Source organism: Paraburkholderia sp. JHI2823 (genome assembly GCF_038900695.1).
Lineage (GTDB): Bacteria > Pseudomonadota > Gammaproteobacteria > Burkholderiales > Burkholderiaceae > Paraburkholderia > Paraburkholderia mimosarum.
Map to the genome: position 1 here is coordinate 45,270 of NZ_JAYMRY010000001.1, position 20,520 is coordinate 65,789.

A 20,520-nucleotide genomic window follows, 5' to 3' on the forward strand; every position below is an offset into this window, starting at 1 on the left:
CCGAAGGCGCGCCGCCGCGCAACCCGACTTGCCCTGGCACTCGCGTGCTGGGGTATGCCCTCGTCATGCGGGGTCACGGCGCGCGTCTTGCGTGCGCAACGCCGTGGCGAATCGGGCCGGCTCCCAGTTCTCGCCCAGCGCGCGTAGCATGAGCCCCTGCTGGCTTTCAGGTGCCAGGCCACCCACGGGCGGGTCACGGTCCAGATTCGTGGGAAACGGGTAACCCTCCGCGCACGCAGCAATGGCCGCGAGCGCCGCGGCATCGCCGAGCCGCCCGTTCGTGCGATGCTCGCGCAGCACGGGGTAAATCGCTTCGCACATGGCTGCGCGGTCGAGCGCTTCCATCGCACGCCCCATCGCCGACGACACCTGCAGCAGGTTCGCCATGCGCTGCACGTCGGCGGTTCGGTTCGCACCCGCCGCATGAAAAAGCGCGGGATTGAAAAACACGGCATCGCCCTTTGTCAGCGGCAGCTGCACGCAATGCGCTTCGAAATACTCGCGGAAATCGGCGCGCCGCCATGCAAGATACCCCTCGGCATAGCGCTGCGAAAACGGCAGGAGCTTCGTGGGCCCGCTCTCGACCGGCATGTCGCAATGCGCCACCGCGCCCTGGAGCGTGAGCAACGCGGACATGCGATGCACATGCGCCGGATAGCGCTGTGCCGATTCGATCGTCTGGAATCCCAGGTGATAATCACGGTGCGCCTCCTGCGCCATGCCGCCCGGACGCACCACGTTGACCTGCGAAGTCATCTGATAGCACGGCCCGAGCCATGCCTCGCACACGGCCATGAGCGGCAGGTTCGCAAAGTAGTCGACGAATACGGCGGGCGCCCGCAGGCAAAGCTTCTGCTGCGCGTTCCAGATACGATCGTTTGCGCCGGCTTTCGCAAAGTGGTCGGCACCGCTCGATCCCTGCTCCCGTTCGGCCCGGACGATGGCTTCGAAAACGGCGGTCGCCTCGTCTATCGGCTGCGTGCTGGCGTAGGCGCGTTCGAGCACCAGCACGCCCGCGCCGTCGCGCAGCACACGCGCCCACTCGGCCTGCAAAAGCAGGCGCTGCGCTGCGTCGTCAAGCACGCTTTCAAGATCGCGGCAGTCGTACACGGGAATGCACTGCCTCACTTCGGCGGCGAAACGCAACGGACCGCCTTCGTCGTGCAACTGGTTCACGAATGCCTCTAGCGAGCATTCGCGCTCCAGGTACCATTGCCGCCCCCGTTCCGGCGCGTGTGTCTCGTGCTGATCCATGTGTCCGCCTCCGTTTTGCCTCGAGGATAGCGTCGGTAACCGGCGTCCGGGACGCTCTAAGCGTCAGCATAAACACTTCGGGGCGGGAAGGTCTGTCACGCTGCGCGCGAGTCGGGTTGCGATCGGCGCCACGCGCATCACTCCAGCGGGAAGCCGTCCTTGAAGGTCTGCCGCAAGAATTCCGCAAAGCGTTTGACCGCGCGCGGCACCTGCGCCCCATAGGGCCGCACGACATGGAGCTGCGAAGCGAATGCGTCCACCGGCCGCCAGTTGGGCAGGAGCACGACCAGCTTGCCGGCCCGCAAGGCCGCCTGCGCGCTGAAGTCGGGCAACAGCGCAATACCCAGATGTTCGAGCGCCGCGTCGCGCAGTGCCTCGCTGTTGTTCGCGGAGAACGGGCCGTTCACCGTTACGGTCTCACGCGCGCCATCCACGCGGCGGCCAATCTTTTCGAACGACCACACGCCCGCGCCCAGCGTGCGCGGATAGTACAGACAGTCGTGCTGCGCGAGATCGGCGGGCGTTTGCGGCGTGCCGCGCTGCTTGAGGTAAGCGCGCGTGGCGACGATGACCGAGCGTGTGTCGCACAGTTTCCAGGCCACGTGGGTTTCCGGTACGTGCGCGCTATGGCGGATGGCGAGATCGAACCCTTCGCTCGCAATCGATGTAAGCCGGTCGGACAGCTCCAGTTGCACGCGCACTTCCGGATGGGCGCGCGAAAACTGCCCGAGACGCGGCACTAGTTGCTGGCGCGCAAACGCAACGGGTGCCGTCACGCGCACCGTGCCGCGCGCCACGTCGGCCATTTCGCGCACGCTCGCGAAGCTCGCCGCGATGCTCTCGAACTCCGCGCGCGTGTCCTCGACGAGCCGCAGCCCCGCTTCCGTGAAGCGCACGCTGCGCGTGGTGCGCTGCACCAGAGGCACGCCCGCCACGCGCTCCAGCTCGGCAATGCGCTGGCTCATGGCCGCCTTGCTCACGCCCAGGCGCGCCGCGGCCGCGGTGTAGCTGCCTTGCGCGGCCAGCACGTTCAACCAGTGCAGATGCGTCCAGAGCGCCTCGATTCGCTGCGTATCCATCGATGAAATGCCCGCTTCAAATGTCGTGATCAATAGCGTGTACCCACGCCGATACTAGCATCGCCGGCCCAAATCTTTCACGACCTGCACCATCGATTGTTCATCAACGAAAACAATCAATTCAGCGCCGGAGTCTGTTCCGGCTCCTTCGAGCTACGTAAACTGGACGGCACGCACTCACCAGACGAGGAGATGACATGCAGGCCTACACCGATTCCGCAGACGTGATCCACTTTATCGGCGGCAAGACCGAGCGCGGCGTGGGCGACCGCACCCAGGCGATCTTCAATCCCGCGACCGGCGTCGCGGCTCGCCGCCTCGTGCTGGGTGAAGTCGCCGATGTGGACGCCGCCGTGGCGAGCGCGAAAGCCGCGTTCCCAGAGTGGCGCGACACGCCGCCCATTCGCCGCGCGCGCGTCATGCTGCGCTTTCTCGAACTGATGAACCGCCACAAGGACGAACTTGCGGCCATCATCACCGCGGAGCACGGCAAGGTGTTTGCCGATGCGCAAGGCGAAGTCGCGCGCGGCATCGACGTAATCGAATTCGCCTGCGGCATTCCGCAACTGCTCAAGGGCGACTACACCGAGCAGGTCTCCACGGGCATGGACAACTGGACCGTGCGCCAGCCGCTGGGCGTGGTGGCGGGCATCACGCCGTTCAATTTCCCCTGCATGGTGCCGTGCTGGATGTTCCCGGTTGCGCTCGCCGCGGGCTGCACGTTCGTCCTCAAGCCCAGCGAGCGCGACCCTTCGGCGTCGCTCTTCATGGCGCGCCTGCTCAAGGAAGCCGGCTTGCCCGACGGCGTGTTCAACGTCGTGCAGGGCGACAAGATCGTGGTCGATGCCCTCCTCGCACACCGCGACGTGAAGGCCGTGAGCTTCGTGGGCTCCACGCCGATCGCGAACTACATCTACGAAACCGGGGCGAAGCACGGCAAGCGCGTACAGGCGCTGGGCGGCGCGAAGAACCACATGGTCGTGATGCCCGACGCAGACATGGATCAAGCCGTGGATGCGCTGATCGGCGCGGGTTACGGCTCGGCGGGCGAGCGTTGCATGGCGATCTCGGTGGCGGTGCTGGTGGGCGACGTGGCCGACAAGATCATGCCGCGACTCGCCGAACGCGCACGCACGCTCAAGGTGAAAAACGGCATGGAAGCCGATGCGGAAATGGGCCCGATCGTCACGAAGCAGGCACTGGAGCGCATCGAGGGCTATATCGCGAGCGGCGTGGAAGAAGGTGCGACGCTCGTGGTCGACGGGCGCGGCCTGAAGGTGCCGGGCCATGAAAATGGCTTTTTCACGGGCGGCACGCTGTTCGACCACGTCACGCCTGAAATGCGCATCTACAAGGAAGAGATCTTCGGGCCGGTGCTTGCCTGCGTGCGCGCGAAGGACTTCTCCGAGGCCGTGCAGTTGATCAACGACCACGAGTTCGGCAACGGCGTGGCCTGTTTCACGCGCGACGGCAACGTGGCACGCGAGTTCGGCCGCCAGATCGAGGTGGGCATGGTGGGCATCAACGTGCCGATTCCGGTGCCGATGGCATGGCACGGTTTCGGCGGCTGGAAGCGCAGCCTGTTCGGCGACATGCACGCGTATGGCGAGGAAGGCGTGCGCTTCTATACGAAGCAGAAGTCGATCATGCAGCGCTGGCCCGAGAGCACGGAGAAAGGTGCGGAATTCACGATGCCGGTGGCGAAGTAAGCGGCAAGGCGAAACCATCAACGAAAAGCCCACTTCATGTGGGCTTTTTGATTTTTCCGGGCGCCGTGCAAAACCCGGCCGCATCTCCTCAGCTTTCGTGGAGTTGCGCTTGCTCCGGATCGGCGCCAAGCATGCGCGAGACGTCGGCAACGAGTGCATCCACGGCCACGCGTACCTTCGAAGGCATGTGCCGCGCCTTCTGCCGCACGACGTGGACTTCGTCGCCCAGCACGGTGTTGCTGTCCATCACGAGTTCGAGGCGGCCGTCGCGCAAATACGGGCCCATGAGCCAGCACGGCAACCACGCGAGACCGGCGCCGCCGGCGGCCGCGTCGGCAATCGCCAGCAGGTCGTCGAAGCACAGCCGCGACGCGAGCCGGCACTCCTGCACGTCGCCGCCCGGGCCGCGCACGCGCCAGACCGCATTCTGACCGGCTCGGCCATACGCGATACCGGTGTGCGTGGCGAGCGCCGCGACGTCCGCGGGCTTGCCGTGGCGCGCGAGATACGCAGGCGAAGCGCAAATGCCCATGTGCTGCACGCCGAGCCGGCGCGCGACGAGCGTGCCGTGATCGGGCAGCGCGCCGATGCGCACGGCCAGATCAAAGCCGTCTTCGACGAGATCGGCCACGCGGTCGCTGAACGACAGTTCGACGTTCAGGCGCGGGTGCTGCTCCACGAGCCGCCGCACCACGGGCGCCACGCACTGGCGCCCGAACAGCACCGGCGCGGTGATGCGCAGGCGTCCCGACGGCTCACGCCGGCCGTGTTCGAACGCGGCTTCCACGGCGCCCAGCTCGCCCAGCACGCGACGGCACTGTTCGTAGTAGGCATGGCCTTCGTCGGTGAGACTCAGGCTGCGCGTGGTTCGCTGCAGCAGGCGCACGCCCAGACGCTGCTCGAGCCGCGCCACGATCTTCGCGACCGCCGAGCGCGTCACGCCCAGGCGCTCGCCGGCTGCCGAGAAACTGCCCGCATCCACCACGTCCACGAATTCGGCTACGCCGCTCAAGCGATCGCTCATTTCCTCACTTCCTTTTTGTATCCGTAGCAGCGACAGTTGTCATCCACAATCTCACCAATGTCGCCTTGCAAGCAACACTACCATAAGGGCTCCCACTCGTACTGGAGCAGTCAATGAAGGCATGGAAACTGAAGGCCGGGAGCGGCTATGGCGCACTCGCGCGCACGGACTTCACGCCGCGCACGCCCGGCGCGCACGACGTGGTCGTGAAGATTCACGCGGCTTCGCTCAACTATCGCGACCTGATGTTCGCGCGCGGCGATTACCTCGGTCTCGGCGATGCCCCGCTCGTGCCGGTCGCCGACGGCGCGGGTGAAGTGGTCGAAGTCGGCGCGGCCGTCACGCGCTTCAAGCCGGGCGACCGCGTGATCAACACGTACTTCCCGCACTGGGCGGACGGCGCTCCCGCGCCGTCCAAAGTGCGCGAGTCGGCGGGCGCGCAATTCGACGGCGTGCTCGCCGAGCGTTTCGTCGCCACGGAAAGCTCGCTCGTCGCGATTCCGGCGCACCTGAGCTACGAGGAAGCCGCGACGATTTCGTGCGCCGGCGTCACGGCCTGGAACGCGATCTTCGCCGATGGCCACGCGCTGCCCGGCGCGACGGTGGCGCTGCTCGGCACCGGCGGCGTATCGATCTGGGCACTGCAACTCGCCCACGCGGCCGGACTGCGAACCATCATCACTTCGTCGAGCGATGCGAAACTCGAACGCGCCCGCGCGCTGGGCGCGAGCGAGACGATCAACTATCGTTCGCACCCCGAGTGGCAGGACGAAGTGCTGCGTCTGACCGGCGGCGAAGGCGCGGATATCGTCGTGGAGGTGGGCGGACGCGATACGCTGCCGCGCTCGGTCGCCGCTACGAAGATGGGCGGGCTCGTTTCCATCATCGGCGGCGTGACGAGTTTCGCAGGGCCGGAGCTTGGGCTGCTGTCCGTGATCGGCGGCATGAAGCGGCTGCACGGCATCATGGTCGGCAGCCGCGCGATGCTGGAGGACGTTACGCGGCTGGTGGCGGCGCAACAGATCCGCCCCGTGGTGGATCGCGTGTTCGGCTTCGATGAAGCTCCCGAGGCTTATGCGTGGCTCGAGGCCGGCAAGCACTTCGGGAAGGTGGTCATTCGCGTGGCTTGATGCGTTAGCTCGAACGACCGCTAACCGTGTACGGTTAGCGGCGCGTGGTCGGCGTCATGACGCGACATGAAGCTCAGCGAACGGCAGCGTCGCGTTCGATAAATGCGCGCACGACATCGTCGAAGTTCGCATCGAAAACGAAGCCGAGCGAGCGCGCATACGTCGCCGAGAAGTTGCCGGGCCAGGAGTTGACGATCTTCTCGATGGCAGGGTCGCGCTCGAAGCGCACGCGCCCCGCCACGGCGTCGCCTGCGATGCGGCGCAGCGAATCGAGCATTTCGCTCACGGTCACCGAAAGCCCCGGCATATTGATGACGCGCCCTTCGCTCAGGCGTTCGGCGGGCAACTCGTGACCATGCACGAGGTTTTCCACGGCCCGGTCCGGCGACATGAGCCAGAGCAGCGTATCGGGCGCGACAGGGCACACCGCATCCATGCCGTTGATCGGCTCGCGGATGATGCCGCTCGCGAAGCTCGACGCGGCGCGGTTGGGCTTGCCAGGGCGCACCACGACGGTAGGCATGCGCAGGCTGCGTCCGTCGAGAAAGCCGCGCCGGCTGTAGTCGGCGAGCAGCAGGTCCGAGAGCGCCTTCTGCGTGCCATAGGAACTCCTGGGCGACCAGACGTGCGTGTCTTCGACCGTCGGCGGCAGATCGCCGCCGAACACGGCGACCGAACTCGTCATCACGAAACGCGCACGCGTTTGCAGCGCGCGAATGCGCTCGAAGAGCGCGCGCGTGGCGTCGAAGTTGATCGTCATGCCCAGGTCGAATTCCTGCTCGGCCTGGCCCGACACGATTGCCGCGAGATGGAACACGCTGGCCGTGCGAGGGCCGATCAGGGCTTCGATCTGACTGGTGTCGCTGATGTCGCCGGTGAGTACTTCGACGCGCGCGTCGTCGATACCTTCGAGCGCGACCACGTCGAATGCGCGAATCTTCGCGATGCGTTGCGCACGGCCATCGGGGCCGGTCAGCTCGCCGCGCGCGAGCAGTGTCCGAATCAGGCGTTGGCCCAGAAAACCGGCGGCGCCGGTCACCACGATTTCCATCGTCGTCTCCTTCGTTCTATGGGATGGCGGCGGACCGCTCCGTCAAAAGTTGTATGATGATCTTACCTTTTGACGAAACCCGCAAGTGCGCGATGTGCTTCGCCGCACCCAGGCGTGGCATGCGCGTGCCCTGCGCCAGCGGGGGCTGGGCGCCTAAGCGATGGTGACATCGTGTGCCTCCTTGCGCGCCTGGCTGCGCGTTCCCAATGGCCTGATGAATGAAGTTGGCCGCGAAGCGGCGAAGGAATGGGGGAGTTGCGACAGGCAGTTAGTTGCACTCTTACGGGATTGATCACCATCGGCTTGACACCGGGCTGCCACGCGATACAGCGCGTGTTCTGTATCCTGCGATTACAGGCTATGGTTTGTATTTCGTCTTTACAACGTATAAACTGTATTCGACTACGCCGCGCCCCCGCCTGCCCAACCAGCTCGATCTGTGGATGAACGGCCTGCCCGTGGGCTACTGGGAGAGTGCGCGCGGCAACGAACGCCTGACGTACCTCGACAGCTGGATCGACGACGAGCAAGGCCGCCCGCTTTCGCTTTCGCTGCCGTTCACGCCCGGCAACCTGCCGTACCGCGGCCCGCTCGTGACGGACTACTTCGACAATCTGCTGCCCGACAGCGACCGCATCCGCAGACGCATCGCCGCGCGCTACCAGACCGGCGGCACCTCGCCTTTCGAACTGCTCGCCGCGCTCGGCCGCGACTGCGTGGGCGCGCTGCAGATCCTTCCCGCAGGAGAAGCGCCCACCGGCCTGCGGGCCATCAAGGGACGCGCGCTGAGCGAAGCGGAGATCGCGCAACTGCTGCGCGAAACCACGGCCGCACCGCACGCCGGAGAGCGCGAAACCGTGGACAGCCTGCGCCTCTCGATTGCCGGGGCGCAGGAAAAGACCGCGCTGTTGCGTCATGGCGGACAGTGGCTGCTTCCCGAAGGGAGCACGCCGACCACGCACATCCTGAAGCTGCCGCTCGGTCTCGTCGGCAACATGCGCGCCGACATGCGCACCTCGGTGGAAAACGAATGGCTGTGCACGCAGATCATCGCCGCCTACGGTTTGCCTGTCGCGCCGTGCGAGATCGCGCAGTTCGAGGAAGTGAAAACGCTAGTCGTGGAGCGCTTCGACCGGCGCCTTTCCCGCGACGGCAAATGGATCGTGCGCCTGCCGCAGGAGGACCTCTGCCAGGCCACGGGCACGTCCGGGCTCGCCAAATACGAAGCCGACGGCGGCCCCGGCATCGACGCGATCATGCAAGTGCTCGACGGCTCCGCGCAGGCCGCGGCAGACCGCCGCCACTTCTTCGTCACGCAGATCGTTTTCTGGCTGCTCGCGGCAACGGACGGCCACGCGAAGAACTACAGCATCGCGCTGCTGCCCGGCAGCGAGTACGCGGCCACGCCGCTCTACGACGTGTTATCCGCCCACCCCATCATCGGCCGCGGCCGCAACCATATCGCGCCGCAGCGCGTGAGTCTCGCGATGGCCGTGCGGGGGCGCAACCGGCACTACCGCGTCGAGGAGATCTATCCGCGCCACTGGATCGCGCAAGGTCAGCGCGTGGGATTCGCCGCGCAGGACGTCGAGCAGATGCTCGCGGACGTGGCGGCCCGCACGCCTCGCGTGATCGAAGCGGTCTCGGAACGGATTCCTGCAACGTTCCCCATGGACGTGGCCGAAGCCGTGTTCGCGGGCATGCGCAGGCTCGCGACCAGGCTCGGCTGCTGAGAATTTAGCCGCCAGCAAGCGCTTCGTCATCGATTGCACGCGTGAGGAGACTGAGAAAGGCCTGCATGGCTTGCGGCAGCGTGCGGCCCGCCATCGTCTGGATCTGCAGCGTGCGCTGGTGCAGTTCCGGGTTCGTGAGCGGCACGGCGGCAAGCCCCTCCACTTCGAGACGGCCGCGCACGGTCAGAAAACCGGTGAATGTAACCGCATCGGTCAGGCGTACGAACCTTTGTAATGCAACGTGATAGTTGCTCACGAACACCGGTTCGAAGATGAGCCCTTCGAGACTGCACGCGATATCGAAGAGCTGCCGGATCGTCACGCCCTGGTTGTGCATCGCCACCGGCCACGGAAGCAGCTCGCGCAACGATAGCGACTCGCGCGCCGCCAGCGGATGATCGCGCCGCATGAGCGCGAAAATCGGCGCACGCTGCGAATAGTGCACGGCAATTTCCTTCTCCGGCGCGAGGCTGAAGCACAGCGCGATATCGGCCGTCCCCTCTCTCACGCGCTGCGTTGCAACAGACGGTTCCGAGACATCCAGCTGGAAATGCGTTTGCGGATGGGTCTTCAGAAAGTGCGCGAACACGTGCGGCAAAAACTCCGGCGCGAGGCCTTCGGAGCTGGCGACGCGTATCGTCGCGCGGCCGCCCTCGCTCAACCCGCGAATCTCGCCGACTACACGCTCCGTTTCGAGCACGCTGCGCCGCGCGTGCTCGGCGAGCATGCGCCCCGCCTCGCTCAGCACCATGCCGCGCGGGCGCCGCTCGAATAGCGGCGTGCCCAGTTCTTCTTCGAGGCGGGCGATCTGGCGGCTCAGCGCCGAGACGGCCACGAAGAGCCGCTCGGACGCCTTGCTCAGCGAGCCGCTGCGGGCCACTTCCAGAAAATAGCGCAGTGCGGTGTTGTCCATGTCGATGGGCGCGGTTGTGTTCGCTTTGCCGTTTCGGCAACGATGGGTCGCAAATATTGTAATTGTGCAGAAATATCGGCGGTTGCAGGATCGATTCCATTCGTTTCCGTGACAGGAGCTACGCCGTTGACTCGTGACTTCGCCATTCAAGCCGCCGCCGGCCAATTCGATTCGGGCCGTTTCCTCGACGACCTGCGCCGTCGCGTGGCGTATCGCACGGAGAGCCAAGAGCCGGCCAGCGCCGGGAGACTGCGCGGCTATCTGGACGACGAACTCGCGCCGCTGCTCACGCAATGGGGCTTCACCTGCCGCGTCGTGAGCAATCCTGTCCAGGGCGCCGGCCCGTTCCTCATCGCCCATCGCCATGAAGACGACGCGTTGCCTACGGTGCTGAGCTACGGCCACGGCGACGTGGTGCGCGGCTACGACGCGCAATGGCGCGACGGCCTCACACCGTGGGACGTCACCGTCGACGGCGAGCGCTGGTACGGCCGCGGCACCGCCGACAACAAGGGCCAGCACAGCATCAATCTCGCCGCGCTCAAGGCCGTGCTCGACGCGCGCGGCGGCAAGCTGGGCTTCAACCTCAAGCTGCTGTTCGAAACGGGCGAGGAAGTCGGCTCGCCGGGGCTGCACGAACTGTGCACGCAGCTGCGCGACGAACTGTGCGCCGACGTGCTGATCGCCTCCGACGGCCCGCGCCTCTCGGCGCATCGGCCCACGATCTTTCTCGGCTCGCGCGGTGTCGTCAATTTCAAGCTCGAGTTGACGCTGCGCGAAGGCGGCCATCATTCGGGCAACTGGGGCGGGCTGCTGCGCAATCCGGGCGTCGTGCTCGCCAGCGCGATCGCCTCGATGGTCGACGCGAACGGCGCGATACGCGTGGAAGGCCTGCGCCCGCCGCCCATTCCCGAGTCCGTGCGCCGCGCGCTCGCCGATATCCGCGTGGGCGGCAATCCCGGCGAGCCCGAGGTCGATCGCGACTATGGCGAACCGGGCCTCACACCCACCGAGCGCGTGTTCGGCTGGAACACGCTCGAAGTGCTGGCGTTTCGCACGGGTAACCCCGAGAAGCCCGTCAATGCGATCCCGCCGCATGCGATCGCGTATATGCAGATCCGCTTCGTAGTGGGTACGGACTGGCAGAACCTCGAGCGCATCGTGCGTGCCCATCTCGATGCGCACGGCTTCGCCAGGGTCGAACTCGAGGTGGAGCGCGGCGCGCCCGCCACGCGCGTCGATCCCGACAACCCTTGGGTGCAGTGGGCGCTGCGCTCGCTGCGCGAGACCACGGGAGAAGAGCCCGTGCTGCTGCCCAATCTGGGTGGCACGCTGCCCAACGACGTGTTCGCCGACGTGCTCGGCATGCCCACGCTGTGGGTGCCGCATTCGTACCCCGGCTGCTCCCAGCACGCGCCGGACGAGCATCTGCTCGGGCCGGTCGTGCGCGACGGGCTGCGCATCATGGCCGGCCTCTTCTGGGACCTCGGCGCAAGAGAGGCCGGCGCGTCCAATCCCGCACCGCAGATTCCGACAACGCTTGCATGAGGACTTCGCCATGAGCATCGATTCCGTACCTGCGCATCACGGCAGCGAACCCTGGCAAGAGGCCGCAGCGCAATCGTCGTCGGGAAAAAAAGTTTCGCGCCTGATCCTCGCCACCTCGATCGGCAACGCGCTCGAGTTCTACGATCTGCTCGCGTACGGCTATTTCGCGTCGACGCTCTCGAAGCTCTTCTTCCCCGTCCACGACGCCACGATGTCGCTGCTGCTCACGCTCGGCACGTTCGCGCTCTCGTACCTCGCGCGGCCGTTCGGCGCACTCGTGCTCGGCTCGTACAGCGACCGCAAGGGCCGCAAGGCGTCGCTCATGCTCTCCATCGCGATGATGACGATCGGCACCGGCATGGTCGCGCTGATGCCCACGTACGCGACGATCGGCATACTGGCGCCCATCGGCATTTTTGCGGCGCGTCTTCTGCAAGGCTTTTCGGCGGGCGGCGAGTTCGGCAGCTCCACGGCCTTCCTGGTCGAGCACGCGCCGCACCGCAGCGGCTTCATGTCTAGCTGGCAGTTTTCGAGTCAGGGCGCGAGCACGCTGCTCGTCTCCCTGTTCGGCGCCGTGCTCACGGGCATGCTCACGCAGCCGCAACTCGAAGGCTGGGGTTGGCGCATTCCGTTCCTGTTCGGTGTGCTGATCGGTCCGGTGGGTCTGTATATCCGCAAACGCATCGACGAAACGCCCGAATTCGAGCGCGTCGAAAAAGCCGAGTCGCCCGTACGCGAGCTGCTCGCCACACAGAAGGCGCGCGTGCTTGCCTCGATCGGCGTGCTGGTGCTGACCACGTCGGCGCAATACGTACTCCTCTACATACCGACCTACGCCGCCCGCCAGCTCGGCCTCGCACCCACGTCGGGCTTCATCGCCACGCTCGTTGCCGGCATCATCGCCATCGTGCTCACGCCGATCGTCGGCCACTGGTCGGACAAAGTGGGGCGCACGCGCTTCATGTTCGGTGCGGGCGTGCTGTTCTTCCTCACCGTCTATCCCGCGTTCCTGCTCTTGAACGCTCATCCGTCGCTGCTCATGCTGCTGGCCGCCGTGATCTGGATCGCAGTGCTCAAGGTCACCTATTTCGCGGCGATTCCGGCGCTCATGGCCGACTTCTTCCCTACGCGCACGCGCACGACGGGCATGGCGCTCGCGTACAACATCGGCACCACCGTGTTCGGCGGCTTCACCCCGCTCGCGGTCGCGTCGCTCATTGCGGCGACAGGCAACAATCTCGCGCCGGGGCTCTGGCTCATGTTCGCGTCAGTCGTGAGTCTCGTCACGCTGATCTGGGCGCGGGCGCGCCTGGGCGCACGCTGAACCGCAACGCGACGCAAAGAAAAAGGAAACACGTACGTATGCAAAACGATTTGCCGCAGGACGTTCAGGACGCCATTCAGTTTTCCGTCGATCACGAATCGGCATGGGACCGCAATGCCGATGGCAAATTCGGCGTGCACGTGAACGACCCGCCGCCCTGGAACCGCCTGCTCGGCCCCATTCACGACCGCGGCCCGGTGTCGGGCGCGGTAGCCGTGGAGGGCCGCCTGCTCGCGCAGTGGGGCGAGCCCGATCGGCCCGACCTGACGTTCAGCATTGCGAAGACGTACCTCGCGCTGCTCGCCGGTGTCGCGCACGACCGCGGCCTCCTGCCCGATCCCGATGAGCCGGTACGCTTGCGCGTGCCGGGCATCGGCTTCGACGACGATCACAATGCGCCAGTCACGTGGACGCACCTGCTGCAGCAGACGAGCGAATGGCAGGGCACGTGCTTCGGCCTTTCGGATCAGGCCGATCATTATCGGGCCGTGACGTTCGGCGAGCCGCCGAACGGAAAGAAAGGCGATTTGCGCCCCTTGCAGCAGCCCGGCACGTACTGGGAATACAACGACGTGCGCATCAATCAGCTTTCGCTCGCGCTCCTGCATCTGTTCGGCCGCTCGTTGCCCGAGGTGTTTCGCGAAGCGATCATGCGGCCCGTCGGTGCGAGCGAGAACTGGCAATGGGTCGGTTACGACGACGCGTGGATCGATATGGGCGGCAGGCGCGTGCAGTCGGTACCCGGCGGCTCGCATTGGGGCGGCGGCATGTCGGTGAGCGCGAACGATCAGCTCAAAGTTGCGCAGATGCTGCTCGACGACGGCGTGGCCCGGGGCCGCCGCGTGCTGTCGAGCGAATGGATCGCGCGCATGAGAACGCCATGCGCGCTGGCTCCGTTCTATGGCTCGCTGGTCTGGCTCAACACCGGGCAGCGCGTGTTCCCGAGCGTGCCGGAGTCGAGCTATTTCGGCGTGGGCGCGGGCAGCTCGTTCATGTGGATCGAGCCCGAACGCAGGATCGCGCTGATCGTGCGCTGGCTCGACTCGGCGTTCGCGGATGCGTTCTTCGGCAAGATGCTGCGCGCCATCGACGCCGTGCGCTCGCGCCAGAGCGCCGGCACACTCGCGCACTAGCGCGTTATCGCAGCGCCATTTCCAGCACGCGCGCCACATGCAGGGCCGACGTGTTCGCCCCGTCGTGGATCTGGTGGCGGCAACTCGTGCCGTCCGCCACCACGAGATCGGCGCGACCGGCTTTGCGCACGGCAGGCAAGAGCGACAGTTCGGCCATCGCCCGAGAGGCCTCGTAGTGCTCCGCTTCGTAGCCGAAGCTCCCCGCCATGCCACAGCACGACGATTCGATCGGCTTGACGTCGAGGCCCGGAATCCAGCCCAGCACCGTGAGCACCGGAAGGAAGGCGTCGAAGGCCTTCTGGTGGCAGTGGCCGTGCACCCAGGCGCGCGGCGCATCGAGTTCGCGCAACGGCAGGTCGAGACGGCCCGCGCTCTTCTCGCGCACGAGGAACTCTTCGAACAGCAACGCAGCGGCCGAGAGCTTGCGCGCCTCGTCGCCGTAACCGTATTGCAGGAACTCGTCGCGCATCGAGAGCAGGCACGACGGTTCGAGGCCGACGATCGACACGCCGCGCTCAACGAACGGCATCAGCGTATCGAGCAGCCGCCTCGCCTCGCGCTTCGCTTCGGCTACCCGCCCCGCCGCGAGGAACGTCCGGCCGCAGCATAGCGGGCGTTCGTCGCCGCGCACGTTGAAATGCACGAAATAGCCGGCCGCTTCGAGCACGCGGCGCGCGGCGCGTGCATTTTCAGGCTCGAAGTTGTCGTTGAACGTGTCGACGAACAGCACCACTTCTTTGCTTGCCGCCGCCGAGTCACGTTTCGCCCCCGCAACGCCCGAGACTTCGGAAAGAAACGAACGCTGGAACTGCGGCAGCGAGCGTTGCGGCGCGAAGCCGACAACTCGCCTCGCCCATGCCGTGACGAGCGGAATACGCGCGGCCACCTCCGCGAGCGAGCCCGCCTTCGCGGCGTGCCGCGCATAGCGCGGCAAATACGCAATCAGCTTCTCGCGCAGCGTCATGCCGTATTTCGCGCTCCACGCGGCGCGCGCCTCGATCTTGAGCTTCGCCATGTCCACGCCGGTCGGGCAGTCGCGCTTGCAGCCCTTGCATGAGACGCACAGATCGAGCGCGTCTTTCACGTCGGCGCTCGCGAGACCGTCTTCGCCGAGCTGCCCCGAAATCGCGAGCCGCAGCGTGTTCGCGCGGCCGCGCGTCACGTGCTGCTCGTCCTTCGTCACGCGGTAGCTCGGGCACATCGTGCCTGCGTCGAACTTGCGGCAGTGTCCGTTGTTGTTGCACATCTCCACCGCTTTCGCGAGGCCGCCGGTCACATCGTCGCCGCTGCCCGGCGGCGTTTGCACGCCGGACAACGGATCGCGCCGCACGTCCCACGCCGACCAGTCGAGTTCCGGGCGCATCTGTCGTTCGCGATAGCCGGGCGGGAAACGAAACAGCTTCGTGTCGTCCATCTTCGGCGGCCGCACGATCTTGTCGGGATTGAAACGGTTCTCGGGGTCGAATAGCTGCTTGATCTCGGAAAATGCCGCGTTGAGCTTCGGTCCGTACTGCCAGGCAATCCATTCGCCGCGGCACAGGCCATCGCCGTGCTCGCCCGAAAACGCACCCTTGTACTCGCGAACGAGTTCCGCGGCCTCTTCCGCTATCGCGCGCATTTTCGCGGCGCCGTCGCGGCGCATGTCGAGTATCGGGCGCACGTGCAGCGTGCCGACGCTCGCGTGCGCGTACCAGGTGCCCTCGGTGCCGTGCTTGTGAAAGATGTCGGTCAGGCGGCTCGTGTACCCGGCGAGATGCTCGAGCGGCACCGCGCAGTCCTCGATGAACGAAACCGGCTTGCCGTCGCCCTTCATGCTCATCATGATGTTCAGGCCCGCCTTGCGCACCTCCCACAGCGCCTTCTGCTCGTTCGCATCGGTCATCTTCACGACCGAATCGGGCAGGCCCAGGTCGCCCATCAGCGCGGTCAGTTCGCCCAGCCGGCGAACCTGCGCATCGTGCTCATCACCGGCGAATTCGACCAGCAGAATCGCATCGGGCCTGCCCGCCAGTGCTTTTTCGATGACCGGCCTGAAACCGGGATTGCCCCGCGCGAGTTCGATCATCGTGCGGTCGACCAGCTCGACCGCCGTCGGCTCGAGCCTGACGATATGCTGCGCCGCGTCCATCGCGTGCCGGAAGGTCGGAAAGCTCACCACGCCCAGCGTCTTATGCGCCGGCAGCGGCGCCAGCTTCAGCGTGATCTGGCGGCTGAATGCCAGCGTGCCTTCCGATCCCACGAGCAGATGCGCGAGATTCGCCACGCCGTCGTCGGTATAGGCGAGCGGGTTCTGGCAGTCGAACAGGTCGATGTTGTAGCCGGCCACGCGGCGCAGCACCTTCGGCATGCGCTCGGCAATTTCGCCGCGCTCGCGCGTGGCGATGCGCTGCAGGCCTTCGAGCAGCGCCGCCAGGCGCGCGCCTTCGTGCGGGCTTTTGAGGGATTGGAAGCGCGCTTCGGTGCCATCCGCGAGAATCGCGTCGATGCCGAGCACGTTGTGCACCATGTTGCCGTATTCGATCGAGCGCGAGCCGCACGAGTTGTTGCCCGCCATGCCGCCGATCGTGCACTGCGCCGCGGTCGATACGTCCACCGGGAACCACAGCCCGTGCGGCTTGAGCCACGCATTCAGATGATCGAGCACGACGCCCGGCTCGACGGTCACGGTGCGCGCATCGGCGTCGAAATCGACGATGTTGTTGAGCCACTTCGACGTGTCGATCACGAGCGCTTCACCCACCGTCTGCCCGCACTGGCTCGTGCCCGCCCCGCGCGCCAGCACGGGCGCGTGCTCGACGCGCGCGACGTCCAGCGCCGCGCGCAGGTCGTCCTGATCGCGCGGCACCACCACGCCGATGGGCAGGATCTGGTAGATCGAAGCATCCGTTGCGTAGCGTCCGCGGCTCGCGGCGTCGAAGAGCACGTCGCCGCGCAGCGCGTCACGCAGGCGCCGCGCGAGGGGCGAGCCACGGCCCGCGCTCGATGGAACGAGATGAATGGGCTTGACGAGCATGCCTGGCGCGCGGGTGGAACGTGTGTCTTCCATCGGGATTCACACTCGCTGATGCGAAACCGCGGCGTCTCCAGGCTTGCCGCCCAGCTCGAAGCGGCTCTCGGGCTGCATGCGCAACGCAAGGACCACACCGCACCCCATCAGCACCATGCTGCCCACGAACGGCAGATCCCAGTTGCCGAAGCGGTCGATCAGAAAGCCGCCGACCACCGGCGAGATGATCGCCGCGAGCGCCGAGCCCGTGTTCATCATGCCGCTCGCCGTGCCCGAGAATTGCGGTGCGATATCCATGGGAATCGCCCACATCGGCCCGATCGTCATTTCGGCGAAGAAGAAGCCCGCCGCGAGACACGCCATCGAAATGACGGGATCGTGCACGAACATCAGCGGCACCAGCACGATGAGCGTAATGAGCATGCACACCGACACCATCCAGCTGCGCGCGCGCTTGAGGTTGCCCGTGCGCTTGAAGAGCCAGTCGGTCACGAGACCGCCCAGCGTGTCGCCCACCACGCCCGCGAAGAACACCGCCGAGGCAAAGATCGCCGACTTGCCCAGCTGCAGGTGGTAGTTGTGCAGGAAGTACTGCGGAATCCAGCTGAGGAAGAGCCACAGCGTCCAGCCGTAGCAGAAGTAGACGATCGTCACCGGAATCATGCGCCTGAAGAGCGCCATCCACGGCAGGCCCGTCGCGCGCGGCTTGGGCGGCGGCAGAACGGCAAGCTCGGCCTCGGTGATGCGCGGGTGATCCTTCGGATGCTCGGTGAACGTGAACGCCCACACCACCACCCACAGCAGGCTCAACGCCCCGCATACGAAGAACGATTCGCGCCAGCCGTAGCGCGCCATCACGAGCACGACCACCGCGGGTGCCACCGCATTGCCGATGCGCGACGCCGAATGCGTGACGCCCTGCGCGAACCCGCGCCGCTCCTTCGCGACCCAGCGCGACATCGCCGAGGTCGAGGCGGGAAACGTTGCGCCCTCGCCGAACCCGAGCAAGAGGCGCGCCGCGAGCAGCGTGGCGAGGCCGCCCGCCATGCCCGTGAGCACCGTCGCCACGCCCCACACCGCGCCGCAAAAGAGCAGCGTGCGGCGCGCGCCGAAGCGGTCGCTCACCCAGCCGCCAATGATCTGAAACAGCAGATACGGATACGCAAACGCCGAAAAGACCAGCCCCACCTGCGTATGCGAGAGCTGAAACTCCTTGCCGAAGCCCGCCGCCGCCGTGCTCACGTTCACCCGGTCGAGGTAGGTGATGAAGTACATGATGCAGAGCATGATCAGCACGATGCTGCTCGCGCTCGTCAATCGATACCGTTTCATCGTCTGTCTCCGTTGTCTGGTTCTATCGGCCGCGTCGCTCTTCTTTGGGAGCCTCGGGCATGGGAGCTGCCTGTCGCCTGTCATTCGCTCGCGCTTCGTGCCGCGCCCCGGGCGCGGCGCGCAATCACGCACGGAAGCACGCCTGGAAGCACGCCTCGATTCAGGCGGCTTTCAGCGACACCACGTTGGGCTGCGCCGCGAGATACGCCATGGCGGCAGGCAAGCCGCTGTCCTTCAGGGGCACGCCCGCGATGCGCAGCCCCATCTCGCAGCCGGCCAGCGCCGCGAGCAGCGTGAGGTCGTTGCAGTCGCCGAGATGCCCGATGCGGAACATGCGGCCCTTCACCTTGCCGAGGCCCGTGCCGAGCGAGAGATCGAAGCGCTCGTAGATGATCTTGCGCACCGCATCCGCATCCACGCCCTCGGGCATCATCACGCCGGTGAGCACGGGGCTGTACACGGCGGGGTCGGCGCACTGGATCTCGAGGCCCCACGCACGCACCGCGCGCCGGCACGCTTCGCCCAGCCGTCGATGCCGCGCGAACACATTGTCGAGGCCTTCTTCCTCGATCATGTCGAGCGCCTCGGCAAGGCCGTACAACAGGTTCGTGTTCGGCGTGTACGGCCAGTAGCCGCTCTTGTTCATCTCGATGATCTCGGCCCAGCCCCAGAAGCTGCGCGGCAGCCTCGCCTCCTCGCTCGCCGCGAGCGCCTTCTCCGACACCGCGTTGAAGCTGATGCCCGGCGGCAGCATGAGGCCCTTCTGCGAGCCGGAGATGGTCACGTCCACGCCCCACTCGTCGTGCCGGTAGTCCGCGCTCGCGAGACCCGAGATCGTATCCACGAGCAGCAGCGCCGGATGCCCCGCTGCGTCGATCGCGCGGCGCACCGCGGCGATGTCCGAGGTCACGCCCGTCGAGGTCTCGTTATGCACCACGCAGACGGCCTTGACGGCGTGCTGCGTGTCCTCGCGCAGGCGCGCTTCGATCATGTCGGCCTGCACGCCGCGCCGCCAGCCTTCGATACCGGGCAGACCGAGGAATTCCGGTTTCAGGCCAAGGCGTTCGGCCATCTGCTTCCACAGCGTCGCGAAATGACCCGTTTCGTACATCAGCACCGTGTCGCCGGGACTCAGCGTGTTGGTGAGCGCCGCTTCCCACGCCCCCGTGCCCGAGGCCGGATAGATCACGACCGGCTGCTGGGTCTTGAAGATCTTCTTGATGCCTTCGAGCACCTTGAGCCCGAGCGCGCCGAACTCCGGGCCGCGATGGTCGATGGTCGGATAGCTCATCGCGCGCAGGATGCGATCGGGCACGGGGCTCGGCCCGGGAATCTGCAGGAAATGGCGGCCGGCGGGGTGGAAATCGAGCTTCGGCATGCAAGCGCTCCTGTTTTGAATTTTGCATGCAAAAAACTATAATCCGCTCAGCCAACGCGTACACAGACAATTCCGATGTGGTTTACCCCAAGCGCTGTCGCCCTCGTTGAAGTTCTGTCCCTCAGCTAAAATTCGGTGAAAATCGATGGCATTGCCTTTTGTATGCAAAATCCGAACCTGAAACCCGCTGTCGCGAGCCCGGCAATCGCCCCAGAGCTGCCGCCCATTGCGCGCCAGCAACTCCACGACACGGTCGTCGACCATCTGCGGCGGTTCATCGTGGAAGGCGTGCTGGAGCCCGGCCGCAAGCTCAACGAACGCGAACTGTGCGAGACCTTGGGCATTTCGCGCACGCCGCTGCGCGAGGCGCTGAAAGTGCTCGCGTCCGAAGGGCTGATCGAGATTTCGCCGAATCGCGGCGCATCGGTCTCCAGGATGTCGGAGGCGGAACTGCGCGAGACGTTCGAACTCATGAGCGGGCTCGAAGCGTTTTCGGGGGAGCTTGCCTGCGAGCGGATCACCGAAGCCGAGATCGCCGAGATCAAGGCATTGCATTACGCCATGCTCGCCTGCCGCGCGCAGAACGACCTGGCCGGCTATTACAGCCGCAATCAGGCGATTCACGACAAGATCAACGAAGCGGCGCGCAACTCGGCGCTGCGGCAGACCTATATCGCGGTGAACCGCCGCCTGCAGGCGCTGCGGTTTCGCTCGAACTTCGAGACGCCCAAGTGGGACCGCGCGATCCGCGAGCACACGCAGATGCTGGAGGCGCTCGACGCGCGCGACGGCAAGCGGCTCGCCGCAATTTTGCGCCAGCATCTGCTCGCCAAACGCGACGCAGTCCTGAGGATTGGAGAATCGCCGGCCGCGCACGATCAGCAGGACAATTGATTCGCTGCGCG

At 66.1% G+C, this 20,520-nt stretch carries 15 protein-coding genes; 7 read left to right on the plus strand and 8 right to left on the minus strand.

All coding sequences use genetic code 11. The annotated features are described in order from the left end of the window. Positions 1-63: 63 nt before the first annotated feature. Together VSR34_RS00195 and VSR34_RS00200 are read right to left on the minus strand one after the other, a co-directional pair. Complete coding sequence (locus VSR34_RS00195) at positions 64-1,254, minus strand: phytanoyl-CoA dioxygenase family protein (protein WP_028232532.1); 1,191 nt, start codon at positions 1,252-1,254, stop codon at positions 64-66. 137 nt (positions 1,255-1,391) lie between these two features. Continuing rightward, complete coding sequence (locus tag VSR34_RS00200; RefSeq protein WP_028232531.1) at positions 1,392-2,333, minus strand: LysR family transcriptional regulator; 942 nt, start codon at positions 2,331-2,333, stop codon at positions 1,392-1,394. A 197-nt stretch (positions 2,334-2,530) separates the two neighbouring features. On the opposite strand from VSR34_RS00200, the gene VSR34_RS00205 reads away from it, so the two are divergent. Then, positions 2,531-4,042: a CoA-acylating methylmalonate-semialdehyde dehydrogenase gene (locus VSR34_RS00205; RefSeq protein WP_028232530.1), complete on the plus strand. Its 1,512-nt coding sequence runs from the start codon at positions 2,531-2,533 to the stop codon at positions 4,040-4,042. Between the two features lie 88 nt (positions 4,043-4,130). Here the strand turns inward: VSR34_RS00205 and VSR34_RS00210 are convergent, their stop codons facing one another. Next, the gene (locus VSR34_RS00210; protein WP_342961564.1) at positions 4,131-5,066 is read right to left on the minus strand and encodes a LysR family transcriptional regulator; all 936 of its coding nucleotides are present in this window, start codon (positions 5,064-5,066) and stop codon (positions 4,131-4,133) included. Between the two features lie 113 nt (positions 5,067-5,179). Between VSR34_RS00210 and VSR34_RS00215 the strand changes: the two genes are divergently transcribed. Continuing rightward, positions 5,180-6,196, plus strand: a complete 1,017-nt coding sequence (locus tag VSR34_RS00215; RefSeq protein ID WP_028232145.1) for an NAD(P)-dependent alcohol dehydrogenase — start codon at positions 5,180-5,182, stop codon at positions 6,194-6,196. 73 nt (positions 6,197-6,269) lie between these two features. Here VSR34_RS00215 and denD read toward each other — a convergent pair whose 3' ends face one another. After that, complete coding sequence (gene denD / locus VSR34_RS00220; protein ID WP_028213460.1) at positions 6,270-7,247, minus strand: D-erythronate dehydrogenase; 978 nt, start codon at positions 7,245-7,247, stop codon at positions 6,270-6,272. A gap of 419 nt (positions 7,248-7,666) precedes the next feature. On the opposite strand from denD, the gene VSR34_RS00225 reads away from it, so the two are divergent. Then, entirely contained in the window at positions 7,667-8,980 is a 1,314-nt protein-coding gene (locus VSR34_RS00225) for a type II toxin-antitoxin system HipA family toxin (protein ID WP_342961770.1), read from the plus strand. Positions 8,981-8,984: 4 nt separating this feature from the next. On the opposite strand, the gene VSR34_RS00230 is transcribed toward VSR34_RS00225, so the two are convergent. Then, positions 8,985-9,893, minus strand: coding sequence for a LysR family transcriptional regulator (locus VSR34_RS00230; RefSeq protein ID WP_028213463.1), 909 nt, complete (start codon positions 9,891-9,893; stop codon positions 8,985-8,987). Positions 9,894-10,019: 126 nt separating this feature from the next. Here VSR34_RS00230 and VSR34_RS00235 point away from each other — a divergent pair, with 126 nt between their 5' ends. From VSR34_RS00235 to VSR34_RS00245, 3 genes are read left to right on the plus strand one after another with little or no spacing between them, the layout of a single operon-like run. Next, entirely contained in the window at positions 10,020-11,441 is a 1,422-nt protein-coding gene (locus VSR34_RS00235; protein WP_028213464.1) for a M20 family metallopeptidase, read from the plus strand. Positions 11,442-11,451: 10 nt separating this feature from the next. Continuing rightward, positions 11,452-12,765 (plus strand): MFS transporter, encoded by a 1,314-nt coding sequence (locus VSR34_RS00240; protein ID WP_028232149.1) that lies wholly within the window; start codon positions 11,452-11,454, stop codon positions 12,763-12,765. A gap of 38 nt (positions 12,766-12,803) precedes the next feature. Then, entirely contained in the window at positions 12,804-13,898 is a 1,095-nt protein-coding gene (locus VSR34_RS00245; protein WP_342961565.1) for a serine hydrolase, read from the plus strand. 4 nt (positions 13,899-13,902) lie between these two features. Here the strand turns inward: VSR34_RS00245 and VSR34_RS00250 are convergent, their stop codons facing one another. From VSR34_RS00250 to VSR34_RS00260, 3 genes are all read right to left on the minus strand, one after another. Further along, positions 13,903-16,944, minus strand: coding sequence for an FAD-linked oxidase C-terminal domain-containing protein (locus VSR34_RS00250; RefSeq protein WP_342961566.1), 3,042 nt, complete (start codon positions 16,942-16,944; stop codon positions 13,903-13,905). A gap of 6 nt (positions 16,945-16,950) precedes the next feature. Beyond that, entirely contained in the window at positions 16,951-18,237 is a 1,287-nt protein-coding gene (locus tag VSR34_RS00255) for an MFS transporter (RefSeq protein ID WP_342961567.1), read from the minus strand. A gap of 160 nt (positions 18,238-18,397) precedes the next feature. Continuing rightward, positions 18,398-19,615 (minus strand): aminotransferase class V-fold PLP-dependent enzyme, encoded by a 1,218-nt coding sequence (locus tag VSR34_RS00260; RefSeq protein ID WP_028232152.1) that lies wholly within the window; start codon positions 19,613-19,615, stop codon positions 18,398-18,400. 162 nt (positions 19,616-19,777) lie between these two features. On the opposite strand from VSR34_RS00260, the gene VSR34_RS00265 reads away from it, so the two are divergent. Beyond that, entirely contained in the window at positions 19,778-20,509 is a 732-nt protein-coding gene (locus tag VSR34_RS00265; RefSeq protein ID WP_342961568.1) for a GntR family transcriptional regulator, read from the plus strand. Positions 20,510-20,520: the final 11 nt, after the last annotated feature.

What these genes read in the sequence shown, in the direction of transcription:
- VSR34_RS00195 (WP_028232532.1), bottom strand. Translation starts at nt 1,254, where the DNA reads ATGGATCAGCACGAGACACACGCGCCGGAACGGGGGCGGCAATGGTAC.
- VSR34_RS00200 (WP_028232531.1), bottom strand. Translation starts at nt 2,333, where the DNA reads ATGGATACGCAGCGAATCGAGGCGCTCTGGACGCATCTGCACTGGTTG.
- VSR34_RS00205 (WP_028232530.1), top strand. Translation starts at nt 2,531, where the DNA reads ATGCAGGCCTACACCGATTCCGCAGACGTGATCCACTTTATCGGCGGC.
- VSR34_RS00210 (WP_342961564.1), bottom strand. Translation starts at nt 5,066, where the DNA reads ATGAGCGATCGCTTGAGCGGCGTAGCCGAATTCGTGGACGTGGTGGAT.
- VSR34_RS00215 (WP_028232145.1), top strand. Translation starts at nt 5,180, where the DNA reads ATGAAGGCATGGAAACTGAAGGCCGGGAGCGGCTATGGCGCACTCGCG.
- denD (WP_028213460.1), bottom strand. Translation starts at nt 7,247, where the DNA reads ATGGAAATCGTGGTGACCGGCGCCGCCGGTTTTCTGGGCCAACGCCTG.
- VSR34_RS00230 (WP_028213463.1), bottom strand. Translation starts at nt 9,893, where the DNA reads ATGGACAACACCGCACTGCGCTATTTTCTGGAAGTGGCCCGCAGCGGC.
- VSR34_RS00240 (WP_028232149.1), top strand. Translation starts at nt 11,452, where the DNA reads ATGAGCATCGATTCCGTACCTGCGCATCACGGCAGCGAACCCTGGCAA.
- VSR34_RS00245 (WP_342961565.1), top strand. Translation starts at nt 12,804, where the DNA reads ATGCAAAACGATTTGCCGCAGGACGTTCAGGACGCCATTCAGTTTTCC.
- VSR34_RS00250 (WP_342961566.1), bottom strand. Translation starts at nt 16,944, where the DNA reads ATGGAAGACACACGTTCCACCCGCGCGCCAGGCATGCTCGTCAAGCCC.
- VSR34_RS00255 (WP_342961567.1), bottom strand. Translation starts at nt 18,237, where the DNA reads ATGAAACGGTATCGATTGACGAGCGCGAGCAGCATCGTGCTGATCATG.
- VSR34_RS00260 (WP_028232152.1), bottom strand. Translation starts at nt 19,615, where the DNA reads ATGCCGAAGCTCGATTTCCACCCCGCCGGCCGCCATTTCCTGCAGATT.
- VSR34_RS00265 (WP_342961568.1), top strand. Translation starts at nt 19,778, where the DNA reads ATGCAAAATCCGAACCTGAAACCCGCTGTCGCGAGCCCGGCAATCGCC.